The sequence below is a fragment of the Klebsiella sp. GFKo11 genome (assembly GCF_056490265.1).
This window is the reverse complement of the sequence record NZ_CM151369.1, coordinates 484,471-501,853: the sequence shown is the minus strand read 5'-3', so window position 1 is coordinate 501,853 and position 17,383 is coordinate 484,471. Positions and strand designations below refer to the sequence as shown.

General features: G+C 53.4%; 16 protein-coding genes. 6 read left to right on the top strand and 10 right to left on the bottom strand.

Translation table 11 applies throughout. The annotated features are described in order from the left end of the window. Nucleotides 1-7 precede the first annotated feature (7 nt). The 9 genes from dam to AC07P6_RS02225 form a co-directional block, all read right to left on the bottom strand. Nucleotides 8-835, bottom strand: a complete 828-nt coding sequence (gene dam / locus AC07P6_RS02265; protein WP_112214768.1) for an adenine-specific DNA-methyltransferase — start codon at nucleotides 833-835, stop codon at nucleotides 8-10. Nucleotides 836-913: 78 nt separating this feature from the next. Then, entirely contained in the window at nucleotides 914-2,224 is a 1,311-nt protein-coding gene (gene damX, locus AC07P6_RS02260) for a cell division protein DamX (protein ID WP_478315583.1), read from the bottom strand. 84 nt (nucleotides 2,225-2,308) lie between these two features. Next, entirely contained in the window at nucleotides 2,309-3,403 is a 1,095-nt protein-coding gene (gene aroB / locus AC07P6_RS02255) for a 3-dehydroquinate synthase (RefSeq protein WP_181484649.1), read from the bottom strand. A gap of 54 nt (nucleotides 3,404-3,457) precedes the next feature. Next, nucleotides 3,458-3,979: a shikimate kinase AroK gene (aroK, locus tag AC07P6_RS02250; RefSeq protein WP_004106441.1), complete on the bottom strand. Its 522-nt coding sequence runs from the start codon at nucleotides 3,977-3,979 to the stop codon at nucleotides 3,458-3,460. 270 nt (nucleotides 3,980-4,249) lie between these two features. After that, complete coding sequence (gene hofQ / locus AC07P6_RS02245) at nucleotides 4,250-5,491, bottom strand: DNA uptake porin HofQ (protein ID WP_478315582.1); 1,242 nt, start codon at nucleotides 5,489-5,491, stop codon at nucleotides 4,250-4,252. Further along, the gene (locus tag AC07P6_RS02240) at nucleotides 5,400-5,807 is read right to left on the bottom strand and encodes a HofP DNA utilization family protein (protein ID WP_304253848.1); all 408 of its coding nucleotides are present in this window, start codon (nucleotides 5,805-5,807) and stop codon (nucleotides 5,400-5,402) included. The genes hofQ and AC07P6_RS02240 overlap by 92 nt, the downstream gene beginning before the upstream one ends. Next, complete coding sequence (locus AC07P6_RS02235) at nucleotides 5,797-6,234, bottom strand: HofO family protein (protein WP_304253851.1); 438 nt, start codon at nucleotides 6,232-6,234, stop codon at nucleotides 5,797-5,799. The genes AC07P6_RS02240 and AC07P6_RS02235 overlap by 11 nt, the downstream gene beginning before the upstream one ends. Further along, entirely contained in the window at nucleotides 6,218-6,757 is a 540-nt protein-coding gene (locus AC07P6_RS02230) for a PilN domain-containing protein (RefSeq protein ID WP_478315581.1), read from the bottom strand. The genes AC07P6_RS02235 and AC07P6_RS02230 overlap by 17 nt, the downstream gene beginning before the upstream one ends. 2 nt (nucleotides 6,758-6,759) lie before the next feature. After that, entirely contained in the window at nucleotides 6,760-7,545 is a 786-nt protein-coding gene (locus AC07P6_RS02225) for a pilus assembly protein (RefSeq protein ID WP_478315580.1), read from the bottom strand. 117 nt (nucleotides 7,546-7,662) lie between these two features. Between AC07P6_RS02225 and mrcA the strand changes: the two genes are divergently transcribed. Then, on the top strand, nucleotides 7,663-10,221 hold the full coding sequence (gene mrcA, locus AC07P6_RS02220) for a peptidoglycan glycosyltransferase/peptidoglycan DD-transpeptidase MrcA (RefSeq protein ID WP_478315579.1): 2,559 nt from the start codon (nucleotides 7,663-7,665) through the stop codon (nucleotides 10,219-10,221). 56 nt (nucleotides 10,222-10,277) lie between these two features. On the opposite strand, the gene nudE is transcribed toward mrcA, so the two are convergent. Beyond that, a complete protein-coding gene (gene nudE, locus AC07P6_RS02215) occupies nucleotides 10,278-10,838 on the bottom strand; it encodes an ADP compounds hydrolase NudE (protein WP_181484642.1) in 561 nt (186 codons plus the stop codon). A 330-nt stretch (nucleotides 10,839-11,168) separates the two neighbouring features. Between nudE and AC07P6_RS02210 the strand changes: the two genes are divergently transcribed. The 5 genes from AC07P6_RS02210 to pckA all read left to right on the top strand — a co-directional run bounded on the left by AC07P6_RS02210 (nucleotide 11,169) and on the right by pckA (nucleotide 17,326). Further along, nucleotides 11,169-13,298, top strand: a complete 2,130-nt coding sequence (locus AC07P6_RS02210; protein WP_478315578.1) for an intracellular growth attenuator family protein — start codon at nucleotides 11,169-11,171, stop codon at nucleotides 13,296-13,298. Between the two features lie 61 nt (nucleotides 13,299-13,359). Beyond that, nucleotides 13,360-14,043, top strand: a complete 684-nt coding sequence (yrfG, locus tag AC07P6_RS02205; protein ID WP_112214778.1) for a GMP/IMP nucleotidase — start codon at nucleotides 13,360-13,362, stop codon at nucleotides 14,041-14,043. Further along, entirely contained in the window at nucleotides 14,040-14,441 is a 402-nt protein-coding gene (gene hslR, locus AC07P6_RS02200) for a ribosome-associated heat shock protein Hsp15 (protein ID WP_112214779.1), read from the top strand. Before yrfG ends, hslR begins: the two co-directional genes overlap by 4 nt. Nucleotides 14,442-14,459: 18 nt before the next feature. Further along, nucleotides 14,460-15,344, top strand: a complete 885-nt coding sequence (gene hslO / locus AC07P6_RS02195; RefSeq protein WP_181486320.1) for an Hsp33 family molecular chaperone HslO — start codon at nucleotides 14,460-14,462, stop codon at nucleotides 15,342-15,344. Between the two features lie 359 nt (nucleotides 15,345-15,703). Beyond that, on the top strand, nucleotides 15,704-17,326 hold the full coding sequence (gene pckA / locus AC07P6_RS02190) for a phosphoenolpyruvate carboxykinase (ATP) (protein ID WP_181484639.1): 1,623 nt from the start codon (nucleotides 15,704-15,706) through the stop codon (nucleotides 17,324-17,326). The last annotated feature ends 57 nt before the right edge of the window (nucleotides 17,327-17,383 follow it).

The window sequence follows — 17,383 nt, the reverse complement described above, 5'->3', positions numbered from 1 at the left end:
TTGAAATTTATTTTGTCTTGGGCGGACGGTACAGAGCCAGAAGCTCGTCCACCTTCTTACGTGTACCACCGTTACTGCTGATGCTGCGTCGAACCTTCACAATATGCATCTCAGCGGCATTTTTATACCACTCCTGAGTGAGCGGCGTGCGATGGTTTGAGATAAGCACAGGAATACGCTTTTTCACCAGCGATTCCGCCTTTTTTGCCAGCAACTCCTGCTGTTCCTGGCTAAAGCTATTCGTATGATAGGCCGTAAAATTCGCCGTTGACGACAGCGGCGCATAGGGCGGATCGCAATAAACAACAGAGCTGTTATCAGCTCGCTTCATACAGTCTTCATAAGATTCACAATGAAACTCTGCATGCTGCGCTTTCTCAGCGAAGTGGTGCAACTCGGCCTCTGGAAAGTAGGGCTTTTTATAGCGGCCAAACGGCACGTTAAACTCACCGCGCAGATTGTAACGACACAGACCATTGTAGCCATGACGGTTCAGATAAAGGAACAGCACCGCGCGACGCAGCGGTTCCTGGCTTTGGTTGAACTCATCACGGAACTGGTAGTAACGTTCTGCGGCGTTATTTTCCGGCGTGAACATCTCACGCGCCGCCGTAACGTACTCATCGGTTTGCAGTTTGACTATGTTATACAGACTAATCAAATCACTATTGATATCAGCAAGGATATAACGAGAAAAGTCGGTATTAAGAAATACCGACCCGGCGCCCACAAAGGGCTCAATCAAGCAATCGCCCTGCGGCAAATGCTTTTTAATATCATCGAGCAGGGGGTATTTCCCCCCTGCCCATTTCAGAAAAGCGCGATTCTTTTTCATGCTGCCTAACTAATTACACATTCTCCGGCTGTGGAGAAAGCTCCGACAGCATCCAGCGCTTCAGACTACACAGCAGCATTATTTCAGGTCAGACTGAACCTGATGCAGCGGTTTTGCCCACGGGTTTTTCGCCTGTACATCTGCCGGCAGAGTCGCAACAGCGCGTTTAGCTTCATCTTTCGAAGCATAAATACCGCTCACCAGAACATACCAGGGTTGACCGTTACGCGTAGTCTCATAGACAACATATTTTTCCAACTTCTCTTTCTTCGCCCAACTGTTGAGGTTGTTGTAGTTAGAAGAGCTGCTGAGCTGCAACGTGTAGTGCCCAGATGGCGCGGACTTCATAGAGCCAACATCACCAGCGCTTTTACTCGCAGCAGCAGTCGCTGCCGGAGCGGCGGTTGCCGTAGCAGTCGCGGCAGGCGTGGTAGTGGTAGCCGTTGGCTGCGCCGGTTTAGTCTGTGCAGTTGCAACAGGTTTCGTCGGCTGAGCTGGTGTCGCTTTCGCCGGAGCCGTAGTCGCAACGCTTTCTACACGCTTCGGCTGGACCGGAGTCGGCTTAGGCTCGGCAGTCGTTTTCGCGGTGGCCTGCGGTTTTGGTTCGATAACCGTATGCTTACGCTCAGCTGGACGCGGTGTCGGTGTCGCCGCCATCTGACGTTCCGTTGTCGCCTGGCGCGGAGCAGCACCATTACGAAGTGGAGCAACGGTAGCAGGTTCAGTTGGCAGAGTGGAATTCGCCACGGCACTATCAATCTGGCCCTGCTGCTGAGTCAGCGCATTGTTCAGATCACCCTGAACTTCAACACGCTGCTGTCCCTGCGGCTCAGCAGTAGCCTGGCCCTGAGTCGGGTTAGAGGCAATTGGTGGCAAGGAGACATCCTGCGGCTGTGAATTATTCGTCGCTGATGAATCCTGAGCTGTCGGCTGGGCATTATTATCCTGATCGTCGGATAAGCTAACGCTTTTCTCACCTGAAGCCGTTTGCTCACCAGATGAAGAGGAAGGTGATTTCAGCGCAGATCCGACGCCAACTATCAGCAGGAGAAGGACGAGGATCCCTACACCCATCATGATGTACTGACGGGAAGCAGGTTTGGCCGGCGCCTTCTTACGTTTACGCGGACGACGTTCAACCTGACGCTCTTCGGCATCGTCTTCGTCAGACTCTACGTCCTCTTCATATTGTTCTTCATATTGTTCTTCATCGCGCTCACGGCGTGCTTTGCTGCCGCGCGTCGGGCGACCATCGTCAGCATCATCAAGATCGACATCATCAAAATTGATTTGCGGATCGGCATCACGCTCAGAAGACTGACGGGAACGACCAGCACGACGATCGTTGCGATCGGCTTTCATATCGTCTTCTGGTTTTAATTCATCCATTTAACACCCCACTAAAAGGCTTATGCTCACGACTATTGCATGTCACCTGAAATGATAACGCCGCGCGAACGCGGCCAGACCTTCTTATTGTTGCGCCTGCTGGGTATCAGCAATTGCGCCAAGAACAACATCATGCGGCACTCCGCCACGTATCTCGCTTTTCCCTATTGCGAGCGGTAGCACCAGCCGCATCTCGCCAGCCAGTACCTTTTTATCACGCATCATGTGAGGCAAATAGGCGTCTGCCGCCATCTCCAGCGGCCCATGCACCGGTAAACCAGCACGCTGTAACAAACGAATAACTCGCTGCGTATCCTGTGCGCTGAACTGCCCTAAACGCTCCGACACATGCGCCGCCATCACCATACCGGCAGCCACAGCTTCACCATGCAGCCAGTTACCGTAGCCCATTTCAGCTTCGATCGCATGACCAAAAGTATGTCCAAGATTGAGTAAAGCACGTAACCCGGTTTCGCGCTCGTCGGCCGCGACGACTTCAGCTTTCAGCTCACAACAACGACGGATACAGTACGCCATCGCTTTTTCATCCAGCGCCATCAGCGCATCGATGTTGTTTTCCAGCCAATCGAAGAATTCGCCATCGAGGATAATGCCGTACTTTATGACTTCAGCCAGACCGGAGGACAGTTCGCGCGTCGGTAGTGTCTTGAGACAGTTGAGATCGACAACGACAGAAACTGGCTGCCAGAAGGCGCCAATCATATTTTTACCGAGAGGATGGTTTACAGCCGTTTTGCCGCCAACGGAGGAATCAACCTGCGACAACAGCGTAGTAGGGACCTGGATAAATCGCACGCCACGCTGATAGCTGGCCGCGGCAAATCCAGTTAAATCACCGATCACCCCACCGCCGAGCGCCACTAACGTCGTGTCGCGGCCGTGTGGTTTTTGCAACAGAGCGGTAAAAACAGTATCCATCACCGCCAGGCTTTTATACTGCTCGCCGTCGGGAAGAATCACGCTGTCGACTTTTACTCCCGCTTGCTCCAGTACGGAACGAACGGTATCCAGATAAAGCGGCGCCAGTGTTTCATTGGTGACCAGCATAACCTGGTCGCCTGATTGCAGTGGCTGGAAGGAAGCTGGATCGTTAAACAAACCAGCCGCGATGGTAATCGGGTAACTACGTTCCCCGAGGGTTACAGTAAGCCTCTCCATAACGCGACGTCCACCTCAGTTGCTTTTACTCTGACGCACTTTATTAAGCCAGAATCAGTTGCTTTCCAGCATATGAATAATCTGGTTTGCTACCACTTTTGCGCTTTGATCGTCGGTGCGGATAGTGACATCAGCAATCTCTTCATACAGCGGATTGCGTTCATCTGCCAACGCTTCAAGAACTTCGCGAGGCGGCGCATCAACTTGTAATAAAGGACGCTTTTTATCGCGCTGTGTACGGGCAAGCTGCTTTTCGATAGTTGTTTCCAGGTAGACCACCACGCCGCGGGCGGAGAGACGGTTACGCGTTTCACGGGATTTTACAGAGCCGCCGCCAGTCGCCAGCACAATTCCCTGTTTTTCCGTCAACTCATTGATGATTTTTTCTTCACGATCGCGGAAGCCGTCTTCGCCTTCTACATCAAAGACCCAACCCACATCAGCGCCAGTGCGTTTCTCAATTTCTTGATCAGAATCGTAAAATTCCATGTTGAGCTGCTGGGCTAACTGGCGCCCAATAGTGCTTTTGCCGGCACCCATAGGCCCAACCAGAAAGATATTGCGTTTCTCTGCCATTTTTTCGGTACTACTAAGACTATTCGTTAATGATAAACCCGCTTCGCAAAGATCCAACGCAGCAGGACATGAACTGAAACCTCATATGCAATAGAGCGAGAGTCAGACTGAAAATTATCTCAATACTCCGGCTGGTTTGGCAACAGAATAAATCACCGGACAATATAAGGGAGGATTGATGTCGTACCCGACTCTCAAATCGGTACCCCTTGTATGCTAAATCCGTCCTCACGTCAAACACCTGAAACGTGTTTAGCATGAAAAACCCGCTTAATTCACTGCTAGTATACGTGGAGTAATGAAGACAACCAGTTCACGTCGTTCGTTATCTTTGCCGTCACGGCGAAATAATTGCCCAAGCCATGGGATGTCGCTAAGTAGGGGAATACCATCGCGAGAAGATTTATTTTTTTGCGAAAAAATTCCTCCCAAGGCCAGGGTCTCACCACTTTTCACTTCGACCTGCGTTTCAATTTCCTGTTTATCGATAGCCAGCGCTTCGCCATTTTCCTGTTTAAGAATTTGTCCCGGCGTGTTTTCGCTAATTCTGAGTTTTAGACGCACCCGATTTTGCTGTAGCACCGTCGGCGTAACCTCCATCCCCAATACCGCCTCTTTAAACTCAACGGAAGTTGCACCGCTTTCACCACTAGAGACCTGATACGGAATCTCACTTCCCTGTTTGATGCTGGCAGGCTGCATATGTGAAGCCAGCAGTCGTGGACTGGCGATAATTTGTACCAGCTGCTTTTTCTCAAGAGCGGAAAGCTCCAGTTCTAATAGCCGCCCGTTAATACGCCCGATATTAAATCCCACCCGCGTACTGGCATCGCCGACCGCCAGGTTGCTGCTTAAGGTGGTGAATTTACCCGATCCTGGCGGACCGCTGGCTTCGGCCAGGCTCCACTTCACCCCCAGCTCGCGCAGGCTGGTTTCGCTCATTGAGACAATATGCGCCGCCAGCTCTACCTGACCGACAGGCAAGTCCATCTCCAGCGCCCATGCTTTCAAAACAGGGATATGCTGGACATCATCACGAATTAGCAGACGATTGGTTCGTGTATCGACGGTGAGATGTCCGCGAGCGCTCAGCAATTTCTCTCCGGCTTTAGCGAGATCCCCCGCATCAGCATAACGCAAGGCCACACTGTGCTCCTGTAGAGGGAGATTCTGCAAACGTTTATCTCTTTCCGCCTCAAGCTGCACCTGCCGCGCATTTTGCCAGGCAAGGGTGTGAACATACAGCACCGTACCTTGTTGGGTTAACGTCAGCCCGGCACTATCGATTACGGAGCGCAGCGCTTGTTGCCAGGGGACATTTTTTAGATGTAGCGATACCGTACCGCTGACGTCCGGTGCCACTACCAGGTTTTTCTGTTTAAGTTCAGCCAGAGTTTGTAATACTTGAGCTACCGGTGCGTCATCGACGACCAGCGACACGGGTTGATCTTTTTTTGCCGCCGTTGCCATCAGTGGCAACAGCAGAAACAGCAGGCTTATCCATCGCATCATTTTTTATTCCTTCTCGCTGCCAGGCCCACTGGGCGGGTTCACATCCTGGTCCCGTAGTTATTTCAATTCTCTGCGCCGTCAGGAGCGTGATTCGCCAGTTTGTCGGCAACGTTTCATCCGCTCTTACTCGACGCCACTTCCCGGCGCTGTCCTGCAAAATTCCAATATGCAATTGCGGATCGCTGATAGCTCCGCCGTAGCGCCATTGGCTCAGTTGTGCCGTTCGACAACCATCAACCGCAGGCTGGAATGGATCGCGTCCTCCAGCCATCAGCGGGAGCGGCAGCAAAAGTAAACTCCACCACTTACTCTGCATCTTCCGCCTCCAGTTGCAGGGTCAGCTGCAGCGCCTGCTTTTCCGGGTGCAGTGAAAATGCCGTAGCCTGCATCCCACAGCGTGCCAGCCAGGAAAACAGCGCGGGTACCGATTGCCAGTTAACCTCCAGCCGCATCTCACCGCCCCGCCCAACTGGCCGCCAGGATACAAGTACCGCTCCGACGACTGGCAGATCAAGCGGCGTAAAGGTTTCGGTTTTCGCTTCGTCCGTTCTGGTACTGTTTAGCGAAGCCTGTAGCGGCAACAGTTTTCGCCATTGTTCTTGTATTCGCAGCGAGCCGCCCGAGTGTATTTTTGGCGGCGAGGTTTGTGGCCACATAAAAGCCCCTACGATGAGAGCTAAAACGATGGACAGCACGAAAAGAATTTTGCCGTCCGTTAGCCAGCGCTCAATGTTCACCCGCATCTGTGCGCTCTCCCGCCATAGAAAAGCTAAACAACCAGCGCCCTTCGCTATCTCGGTGGGTTTCACCCGCTTTGGCCGGATGAAAGCCGCTAAGACCTTCCAGCGCTTTCTCCAGGGTTGTTAATGCTTTCAGGTTTAACGTCAGCCCGCCAAGCGTGAGCGCATTTTGTCGATATTCCAGACGGGTGAGCCAGGCCTGCTCCGGTAAGCGGGCAGCGACCTCCAGCAATCTTGGCTGCCATGCTGCGGTTATCTCTCGGCGCTGCTGGCGCTGACGGAGCCGTTCGTACTGCTGTAACCGTTGACGCATAACACGCTCACGCTGCTGGAACGCGTTATAAAGCTGGCTTTCGGCACTCGCTCTCTCCGCCTCAAGCGAGTGACTGACCCGGCTGTTCATTCGTGATGCGAACCACGCCATAAGCAGAACAAGCAGGAACCCGACGAGTAGCAACCCTCCCGAACGCAGACGCTGCCGTCGACGGGTTTCACGCCAGGGAAGAAAGTTAACAATCTGGCTCATCGTTAACGCGCACCCAACGCAAGGCCCAGCGCAACCGTAAATCTATCGCCACAGGGCGGAAGCGGAGGCTGCAGACGATGTATTACGCTCCAGGCATCAAAGCTTTGCCCGTCGAACGATTCGGAAGTACAGAGGCGAAACTCACCGGCGTTAACCTGTGAAACCAGTCGGGGAAAAGAAGGGGTTTCGCTGCATAAATTCCATCCCCAGTTATCTGCGGTTGCCCACAGCCAGGTCGATTCATCTCGCCACGCCAGCCCATGAGTTTCAGCCGGTAGCCAGGGAAAAAAGGCGCTGAGTACGCTGGCATCCGGAACAATTCCGGCGACTCTTAACTTGAGTCGCTCCGCAAGGCGACGCAGCGCGTCAACGTCTAAGCGCTGCGCTGCCGTTACCTGCCAGCCATCACCCGTTCCGGTAGCCGAATAATCAACACATAATGAGGAAGCTGGCATTTCCAACTGCTGCGCCATCGCGCTGCTTATCCACGTTGCCTGTTCGCTTTCTCTTAACGAGACCTGAGGACGCGGCAAACGCTTTTGCAACGTGCGCGCCGCCGGGAGCGCAATACAAACCTGATGCTGCATTGGCAGCTCGCGCCGCCAGCTTTGCAGCTGTCGGGCCAGCGCCTCAACGTCGACAACCAGTCCCTGACGCACGGTGCCGGGCGTCAGGGGAATATTCCACCAGCGCCGCAGCGCCCAGCGGGAGCGTTCAAACAACAGCGCTACGATGGCAATACGGTCCTGCTGGATATGCATTCCTATGCGCCAGTTTCTAAAAGCCATGCCTACGATCTCCTTATCCGCCAATATGGTTCGCTATATCAATGCACCAGGCTTGCCTTTATACTACTGCGCGTTTGTTTATAAACTGCCCAAATAAAACTAAATGAGAAATCTCCGGTGAAGTTCGTAAAGTATCTTTTCATCCTTGCAGTCTGTTGCGTACTGCTGGGAGCAGGCTCGATTTTTGGTCTCTATAAATATATAGAGCCGCAGCTTCCTGACGTCGCGCCCCTGAAGGATGTGCGTCTGCAAATCCCGATGCAGGTTTACAGTGCGGATGGCGAGCTGATTGCGCAATATGGCGAGAAACGCCGTATCCCTGTCACCTTGCAGCAAATACCACCTGAGCTGATAAAAGCGTTTATCGCCACTGAAGACAGCCGATTTTATGAGCATCATGGCGTTGATCCGGTCGGTATTTTCCGCGCCGCCAGCGTCGCCATGTTCTCCGGTCACGCCTCACAGGGCGCCAGCACCATCACTCAGCAGTTGGCGCGTAACTTCTTCCTGAGTCCAGAAAAGACGCTGATACGTAAGGTCAAAGAGGTCTTTCTCGCAATCCGCATCGAACAGTTGCTCAATAAAGACGAAATTCTTGAGCTGTACCTGAATAAAATCTATCTCGGCTACCGCGCCTATGGCGTCGGCGCAGCCGCGCAGGTTTATTTTGGTAAATCCGTCGATCAGCTCACGCTGAGCGAGATGGCGGTGATTGCGGGCTTGCCGAAAGCTCCTTCAACCTTTAACCCGCTCTACTCCATGGACCGCGCCACCGCCCGCCGTAACGTCGTTCTGTCGCGTATGCTGAGTGAAGGCTACATCACACAGTCGCAGTACGATCAGGCGCGCAGCCAGGCTATCGACGCACGCTATCATGCGCCGGAAATCGCCTTCTCAGCTCCATACCTCAGCGAAATGGTGCGTCAGGAAATGGTCAATCGCTACGGCGAACTGGCTTATGAAGATGGTTATCGTGTCTACACCACCATCACCCGGAAAAACCAGCAGTCTGCCCAGCAGGCGGTACGTAACAACGTGCTGGATTACGATATGCGCCACGGCTATCGCGGCCCGGCCAGCGTATTGTGGAAAGTGGGTGAAACGCCGTGGGATAACCAGAAAATCATTGCTGCGCTGAAAAAGATACCGGGCTCTGGCCCTCTCTCCCCGGCGGTAATCACTTCGGCAAATCCGCAGGAGGCCGTTGCTCTGTTGAGCAACGGAACGTCGGTATCGCTGAATATGTCAGGGGTTCGCTGGGCGCGTCGGTTTGTTTCTGATACTCAGCAAGGCGCTACACCGCGCAAAGTGACCGATGTCCTGCAAACCGGGCAACAAATTTGGGTCCGCCAGGTCGGCAGCGACTGGTGGCTGTCTCAGGTACCGGATGTGAACTCGGCGCTGGTATCCATCAACCCGCAAAACGGCGCGATTATTGCGCTGGTCGGTGGTTTTGATTTCAACCAAAGTAAGTTCAACCGTGCGACTCAGGCCTTACGCCAGGTCGGTTCTAACATTAAGCCGTTCCTCTATACCGCAGCGATGGATAAAGGCTTAACGCTGGCGAGCATGCTTAACGATGTGCCTATTTCCCGTTGGGATGCTGGTTCTGGCTCTGACTGGCGGCCGAAAAACTCACCTCCGCAATATGCTGGTCCTATCCGTTTACGCCAGGGGCTGGGTCAATCGAAGAACGTCGTCATGGTTCGCGCCATGCGTGCCATGGGCGTGGACTACGCCGCAGAGTACCTCCAACGCTTCGGCTTCCCGGCACAGAACATCGTGCGAACCGAATCACTGGCGCTGGGTTCAGCGTCCTTCACACCGTTACAGGTCGCTCGCGGTTATTCGGTGATGGCGAACGGAGGTTTCCTGGTTAGCCCGTATTTCATCAGCAAAATTGAGAACGATCAGGGCGGCGTCATTTTCGAAGAACGACCGAAAATTGCCTGCCCGCAGTGCAATTCGCCAGTGATTTACGGTGATACGCCAAAATCAGACGTGCTGGAAAATAAAGACGTCGAGGACGTTGTCACCTCTCAGGAACCGCAAAACGCCAGCGTTCCGCCGCAGCCACAGCTTGAGCAGGCCAACCAGTCACTGGTCGCGCAGAGTGGCGCTCCCGAGTATGCGCCGCACGTGATCAATACGCCGCTGGCCTTCCTGATTAAGAGCGCCCTTAACACCAATGTTTTCGGCGAACCCGGCTGGATGGGTACCGGCTGGCGTGCGGGTCGCGACCTGCAACGTCACGATATCGGCGGTAAGACAGGGACTACCAACAGCTCGAAAGATGCGTGGTTCTCCGGCTATGGCCCTGGCGTGGTGACGTCGGTATGGATTGGCTTTGATGACCACCGCCGCGATCTGGGTCGTACAACCGCCTCAGGCGCAATCAAAGATCAGATTTCTGGCTACGAGGGTGGAGCCAAAAGCGCCCAGCCGGCCTGGGATGATTTTATGAAAAGGGTTCTGGAAGGCGTACCGGAGGAGCCGTTAACGCCGCCGCCGGGTATCATCACGGTGAATATCGACCGCAGTACCGGCCAGTTGGCCAGCGGAGGTAACAGCCGCGCTGAGTACTTTATCGAAGGCACCCAGCCCACCCAGCAGGCGGTTCATGAAGTCGGCACCACCATCACCGATGGCGGCGGCGAAACCCACGAACTGTTCTGACAAAAAAAGCGCCTGCGGGCGCTTTTTCTTTGCTTAATACTTTATTCCGCGACTGGCTACAGTCGGCCCTGCTCCTGCAACCATTCGCGCAACAGGAACAGCGCACTAACGTTACGAGCTTCATGAAAGTCCTCTTCATCAAGCAGCGCCATTAGCTGCGATAGCGGCCAGCGAACCTGCGGTAGCGGCTCTGGCTCATCGCCCGGGAGTGATTCCGGATAAAGGTCTTCAGCCACCAGAATATTCATCTTGCTGGAGAAATAAGATGGGGCCATGCTCAACTTTTTCAAAAACGTCAGCTTTTGCGCGCCAAAACCAACCTCTTCTTTCAGCTCACGGTTGGCAGCCTCGAGCACGCTTTCACCCGGGTCAATCAGGCCTTTCGAAAAGCCTAATTCATAGGACTCGGTCCCAACAGCGTACTCGCGAATCAATATAATATGGTCATCGACAATCGGCACAATCATCACGGCTTCACGGGTAGAGGGCCGCATCCGTTCATACACCCGGCGAACGCCGTTGCTGAACTCAAGGTCCACGCTTTCAACGTTAAAAAGTCGCGAACGCGCTACCGTTTCAACACTGAGAATGGTGGGTTTTTGTAATGATTTGCTCATTGTCATCGGTCTATGCTGTGATTACAGAGGTCATTGTGCGACACGCAGCACGGTTTCGGCAATTCAATTCGCCACTAATTTACATAGTTGCAACTTTATAGTTTTAGATGTAATTGATACAAAGACCAAAAAGTCAATAGGTTGAATAGTATTTGAGAATTTACCGATTCCTGGATTTTAACGTTTTTGATAAGGTTGTATGCTGCTGTGCTACACAATGATTTTTCCCGTTTTTACATGACAGATGCCGATTGCGTACAGCTGGTTTACTTAAGTGTGAATGGCAACCAACGATACCAGTAAGAAAAGAATAACTATGATGGGATGGGCATGGGCACCTTTCTGATTTTTTTGACAGCTCTGCTAATCTGCGCGTTGCTTATAGGCTGGTGGTATCGATCGCATGCCAGACGCCGCCGTCTTCCTCTGTTGCATGCCTTCAGCGATGCCGCGACGCGCAAGCTTTCTGATGAAGAGCGCAGCGCCGTAGAAAAATACCTCGAAGGCCTCAGCCGCAATCAGCAATTGCCAGCCTCAGGCGCCAGTATTGCACCGGTAAATATCGCATTGAACGAACAGAGTGACACCGTTTTTACCGTTACTCGCGCAATTACTCGCTATGGCATCAACACTGACGACCTGAATAAATGGCGCTACTTCCTTGATTCAGTGGAAATTCATCTTCCTCCGTTCTGGGAACAACATATCAATGATGAAAACAGCGTTGAATTAATTCCAACCGATAGCCTGCCGCTGGTCATTGCCCTTAATGGCCAAACGCTGAGCGACTATCCGCAAGAATCTCTCGGGTTTGCTCTCGAACGCACCTCCGCAACCCAGGCATCGATTCGTGGGGAAGAGAGCGAGCAGATTGAACTGCTAAGCATTCGTCCGGAAACATCGGAAGAACATGCGCTCAGCCGCCCCGACGGCCTTCGTGAAGCCGTTCTGATCGTTTCTGCTTTTCTGTTGTTTTATTGCAGTCTGATAAGCCCCGACGTGTTTTCCCCGTGGCTATTGGGCTGTGGTTTTCTGCTGCTACTCGCCGGCGTCTGGGGTATCTACGCCCCACCACGCAAAACATCACTACGAGAAATTCACTGCCTGCGCGGTATGCCCAAGCGCTGGGGATTATTTGGCGAAAATAACCAGGAACATATCAACAATATCTCCCTCGGTATTATCGACCTAATCTATCCGCGCCACTGGCAACCGTGGATTACGCAAGATCTCGGCCAGCAAACGGATGTAGACATCTACCTCAGCCGTCACGTCGTTCGCCAGGGGCGTTTCCTGTCGCTGCATGATGAAGTTAAAAACTTCCCGCTTCAGTACTGGCTACGCAGCGCGATTATTGCCGCAGGAGCGCTGCTGGTGGTAGTGATGCTGTGGGTAAGCGTGCCGCTGAATATGCCCTTTAAGTTCACCCTGTCGTGGCTGAAAGGTGCGCAAACTATCGAAGCCACAACGGTTGCCCAACTGGATAAGTCGCAGGTTCGCATCGGCGATACGCTGCGCCTGAAAGGAACCGGCATGTGTAATATCCACACGCCAGGAAGCTGGACGGCAAAAGAGAACTCGCCGTTTATGCCCTTCGACTGTTCGCAAATCATCTGGAATGATGCGCCTCCCCTGCCGCTGCCGGAATCCGACATCGTCAGTAAGGCCAGCGCACTGATGCAAACCGTTCAACGCCAGCTCCATCCCGAGTCGAATGATGAATCTCGCGTTAGCCCGGCGCTGCGTTCCGCTATTCAGAAATCCGGGATGGTACTGCTCGACGACTTTGGCGATATCGTCATAAAAACAAGTGACCTGTGTTCAGCGAAAGACGACTGCGTTCGCCTGAAAAATGCGCTGGTTAACCTCGGCAACACGCGCAACTGGGAAACGCTGACCAAACGCGCCAATACGGGCAAGCTGGATGGCGTCAACGTGCTGCTACGCCCGGTAAGCGCAGAATCGCTGGAGAATCTGGTCACCACCTCCACCGCGCCGTTTGTCAGCCGTGAAACGTCACGTGCGGCCCAGGCGCTAAACAGTCCGGCCCCTGGTGGTTTTTTAATTGCCAGCGATGAAGGCAGCGACCTGGTGAATCAACCGTGGCCAACGACCGGACTATACGATTACCCCGCTCACCAACAGTGGAACGAACTGCAGCGACTGGCGGGAATGCTGATGCACACGCCGTTCCATGCGGAGGGGATCGTCACCAATCTCTATACCGATGCCAACGGCACGCAGCATATCAACCTGCACCGTATTCCCGACCGCACCGGTCTGTGGCGTTACCTGGGAACAACTTTACTGCTGCTGGCGATGCTGGGCTGTATGGGGTATCACGGTATCCTGGCAATTCGTCGCTACCAGCGTCACCGTCAGCGTCAGGAAGAGATCCAGAAGTATTACGAGAGCTGCCTGAATCCGGTTCTACTTTCCTCTCCAGACCCGCAAGATTAATTCTCAGCGCGACGCGGTGTGATACCCTGTCGCGCAATTCCCCCCTCGTTGGAGACTTACCATGCACTTTGATATCGCCTGGCAGGAGGTTGATACCGTTCTGCTGGATATGGACGGCACGCTTCTCGACCTCGCCTTCGACAACTATTTCTGGCAAAAACTGGTCCCGGAAACCTGGGGGGCGACGCAAGGCCTCAACCTGCAGGAAGCCAGAGAGGCGATGTACCAGGAATATCACGCTGTGCAACATACGCTAAACTGGTACTGCCTGGACTACTGGAGCGAGCGCCTGGGTTTGGATATTTGTGCTATGACCAGCGAGCAGGGGCCACGAGCCGCACTGCGTGATGATACCGTTCCGTTCCTTGATGCGCTTAAAGCCAGCGGCAAACGCCGTATTTTGCTGACTAACGCCCATCCACATAATCTGGCGGTAAAGCTGAAGCACACCGGGCTGGATGCGCACCTTGATTTATTACTTTCCACCCACACATTTGGTTATCCGAAAGAAGATCAGCGGTTGTGGCGTGCCGTTGCTGAGGAAACCGGCTTCAACGCGCGCAAAACGCTCTTTGTTGACGACAACGAGGCGATTCTGGATGCGGCCGAAGAGTTTGGCATTCGTTATTGCCTGGGCATAACCAACCCCGATTCCGGGCTGGCTGAAAAAAGCTACGCTCGCCATCCAGGGCTAAATGACTACCGACATCTGATTCCCTCACTGACCCCGCAGGAGAGGCCATGAAAGAAAAACCCGTCGAAGCCGTCAGGCTGGACAAATGGCTTTGGGCAGCCCGCATTTATAAAACCCGCGCTCTGGCGCGCGAGATGATTGAAGGCGGCAAGGTGCACTACAACGGACAGCGCAGTAAACCGGGAAAAGTTGTCGAGCTGAACGCCTCCCTGACGCTACGCCAGGGCAATGACGAACGTATCATCGTGGTAAAAGGCATTACCGAACAGCGCAGACCTGCCAGCGAAGCCGTCGCACTCTATGAAGAGACGGCTGCGAGCATCGAGAAACGCGAGAAAATGGCGCTGGCGCGAAAAATGAACGCGCTAACCATGCCGCATCCCGACCGACGTCCGGATAAGAAAGAACGCCGCGACCTGATGAGATTTAAACACGGCGATAGTGAATAACTGTGGCCAGCAAGAGAGATTATTATGACTCAACACGATCAATTACATCGCTATCTGTTTGAAAACTATGCCGTACGCGGTGAGCTGGTAACAGTTTCAGAAACTTTAGAACAGATTCTGACAAACCATAGCTACCCGCAGCCGGTTAAAACCGTGCTGGCAGAACTGTTGGTTGCGACCAGCCTGCTGACCGCAACGCTGAAGTTTGCCGGTGATATTACCGTTCAGCTGCAGGGCGATGGTCCACTATCGCTGGCAGTGATTAACGGCAACAACCAACAGCAGATGCGCGGCGTGGCTCGCATGCAGGGCGAGATCCCGGAAGGGGCCGACCTGAAGACGATGGTGGGTAACGGATATCTGGTCATTACTATCTCTCCAGATGAAGGCGAGCGCTATCAGGGCGTAGTCGGTCTGGAAGGCGATACGCTGGCGGCTTGCCTGGAAGATTACTTCCAGCGTTCCGAGCAGTTGCCAACCCGGCTTATCATTCGCAGCGGCGAGCATGAAGGTAAGCCGATGGCGGGCGGTATGCTGCTGCAGGTTCTTCCGGCACAAGACGCACAGGCCGCAGACTTCGAACATCTCAGTACGCTGACCGAAACCATCAAAGCTGAAGAGTTGTTTACCCTGCCTGCGAACGATGTGCTGTGGCGTCTGTACCACGAAGAAGAAGTGACCGTTTACGAGCCGCAGAGCGTAGAGTTCAAATGCACCTGCTCCTACGAACGCTGCGCGGGTGCGCTGAGAACGCTGCCAGATGAAGAGATCGACAGTATTCTGGCCGATGAAGGAGAAATCGACATGCACTGCGATTATTGCGGTAGCCATTATGTCTTCAATGCGATGGATATTGCCGAGATCCGCAATAACGCCTCACCGGCCGACCCGCAGATCCACTAATCGTTCATCTCGCCAAGAGTTTGGTTGAGGTTTTTCCTCCGCCGCTCCTGGCGTCAAGTTTTTTTATCTGCGAGATGAATCGATTCCTCCTGAAAGTATTACGTAATTTTATTTCAGGTAAGCGATTACATTCACATTTCAATAGTTTTTTTAATTACTTTTTAACCATTAAGAAACATCTACCCCCACCAAAGCCCTATTTCCTGAGATAATCCCCCACGCTTCGTGACAGGAGTCACAACGTTTTTCGTAAGTATGCCGTTTGTCGAGATACGTAAATCTATGAGCCTGGTCGCGGTCTATACCCCGTAATAACCCCTACAATTTAAAGCAGTACATATTGGCTAAGGAGCAGTGACATGCGCGTTAATAATGGTTTAACCCCGCAGGATCTCAAGGCTTATGGTATCAATGACGTCCAGGATATCGTTCATAACCCCAGCTACGATACTTTGTATCAAGAAGAGCTAGCCCCCAATCTGGAAGGTTATGAACGAGGCGTATTAACCAATCTTGGTGCTATCGCCGTCGATACCGGTATTTTCACCGGCCGTTCTCCAAAAGATAAGTATATCGTTCGTGACGATACCACCCGCGATACCGTGTGGTGGTCTGACAAAGGCAAAGGCAAAAACGACAACAAACCGCTCTCTGAGGAAACGTGGCAGCACTTGAAGGGACTGGTTACCCGCCAGCTCTCCAACAAGCGTCTGTTTATCGTTGACGCTTTCTGCGGCGCAAATGCTGACACTCGCCTGAGCGTCCGCTTTATTACCGAGGTCGCCTGGCAGGCGCATTTCGTGAAGAATATGTTTATTCGCCCAAGCGATGAGGAACTGGCGACCTTCAAGCCAGATTTCATCGTGATGAACGGTGCAAAATGCACTAACCCGCAGTGGAAAGAGCAGGGACTCAACTCCGAAAACTTCGTCGCCTTCAATCTGACCGAACGCATTCAGCTGATTGGCGGGACCTGGTACGGTGGCGAAATGAAAAAAGGGATGTTCTCCATCATGAACTACCTGCTGCCGTTACAGGGCATCGCTTCCATGCACTGCTCCGCCAACGTTGGGGAAAAAGAGGATGTCGCCATCTTCTTCGGCCTTTCCGGCACCGGCAAAACAACCCTTTCCACCGACCCAAAACGTCGTCTGATTGGCGATGACGAACACGGCTGGGATGACGATGGGGTATTTAACTTCGAAGGCGGCTGCTACGCGAAAACGATTAAGCTTTCCGAAGCCGCTGAACCGGATATCTACCATGCAATTCGCCGCGATGCGCTGCTGGAGAACGTCGTAGTGCTGGCCGACGGCACGATCGATTTTAACGACGGTTCGAAGACCGAAAACACCCGCGTCTCTTATCCGATTAACCATATCGAGAACATCGTTAAGCCGATCTCCAAAGCGGGTCATGCTACCAAGGTTATCTTCCTGACCGCCGACGCGTTTGGCGTGCTGCCGCCGGTTTCTCGTCTGACCGCCGACCAGACTCAGTACCATTTCCTGTCTGGCTTCACCGCCAAACTGGCCGGTACCGAGCGCGGCGTCACCGAGCCGACGCCAACCTTCTCCGCCTGCTTCGGCGCAGCTTTCCTGTCGCTACACCCGACGCAATACGCAGAAGTGCTGGTCAAGCGCATGCAGGCTTCTGGCGCGCAGGCCTATCTGGTCAACACCGGCTGGAACGGCACCGGCAAACGTATCTCGATTAAAGATACCCGCGCCATTATCGATGCCATCCTCGACGGTTCGCTGGACGACGCGGAAACCTTCACTCTGCCGATGTTTGAGCTGCAAATCCCAACCGAATTGCCGGGCGTGGATACCCATATCCTTGACCCACGCAATACCTACGGTTCGCCAGAGCAGTGGCAGGAGAAGGCCGAGCAGTTAGCGAAGTTGTTCGTTGAGAACTTTGAGAAGTATACCGATACGCCAGCAGGCGCAGCGCTGGTTGCCGCAGGGCCGAAACGCTAAAGTGGTTCATCAGTAACAGAAAAGCCGGGAATCACTTCCCGGCTTTTTAATGCGCTT

Bases quoted from the DNA above. Each gene is read 5' to 3' on its own strand.
- AC07P6_RS02210 (WP_478315578.1), top strand. From the start codon at position 11,169: ATGGGCACCTTTCTGATTTTTTTGACAGCTCTGCTAATCTGCGCGTTG.
- aroK (WP_004106441.1), bottom strand. From the start codon at position 3,979: ATGGCAGAGAAACGCAATATCTTTCTGGTTGGGCCTATGGGTGCCGGC.
- nudE (WP_181484642.1), bottom strand. From the start codon at position 10,838: ATGAGCAAATCATTACAAAAACCCACCATTCTCAGTGTTGAAACGGTA.
- hofQ (WP_478315582.1), bottom strand. From the start codon at position 5,491: ATGATGCGATGGATAAGCCTGCTGTTTCTGCTGTTGCCACTGATGGCA.
- AC07P6_RS02225 (WP_478315580.1), bottom strand. From the start codon at position 7,545: ATGGCTTTTAGAAACTGGCGCATAGGAATGCATATCCAGCAGGACCGT.
- dam (WP_112214768.1), bottom strand. From the start codon at position 835: ATGAAAAAGAATCGCGCTTTTCTGAAATGGGCAGGGGGGAAATACCCC.
- hslR (WP_112214779.1), top strand. From the start codon at position 14,040: ATGAAAGAAAAACCCGTCGAAGCCGTCAGGCTGGACAAATGGCTTTGG.
- AC07P6_RS02230 (WP_478315581.1), bottom strand. From the start codon at position 6,757: ATGAGCCAGATTGTTAACTTTCTTCCCTGGCGTGAAACCCGTCGACGG.
- AC07P6_RS02235 (WP_304253851.1), bottom strand. From the start codon at position 6,234: ATGCGGGTGAACATTGAGCGCTGGCTAACGGACGGCAAAATTCTTTTC.
- damX (WP_478315583.1), bottom strand. From the start codon at position 2,224: ATGGATGAATTAAAACCAGAAGACGATATGAAAGCCGATCGCAACGAT.
- pckA (WP_181484639.1), top strand. From the start codon at position 15,704: ATGCGCGTTAATAATGGTTTAACCCCGCAGGATCTCAAGGCTTATGGT.
- aroB (WP_181484649.1), bottom strand. From the start codon at position 3,403: ATGGAGAGGCTTACTGTAACCCTCGGGGAACGTAGTTACCCGATTACC.
- AC07P6_RS02240 (WP_304253848.1), bottom strand. From the start codon at position 5,807: ATGCAGAGTAAGTGGTGGAGTTTACTTTTGCTGCCGCTCCCGCTGATG.
- yrfG (WP_112214778.1), top strand. From the start codon at position 13,360: ATGCACTTTGATATCGCCTGGCAGGAGGTTGATACCGTTCTGCTGGAT.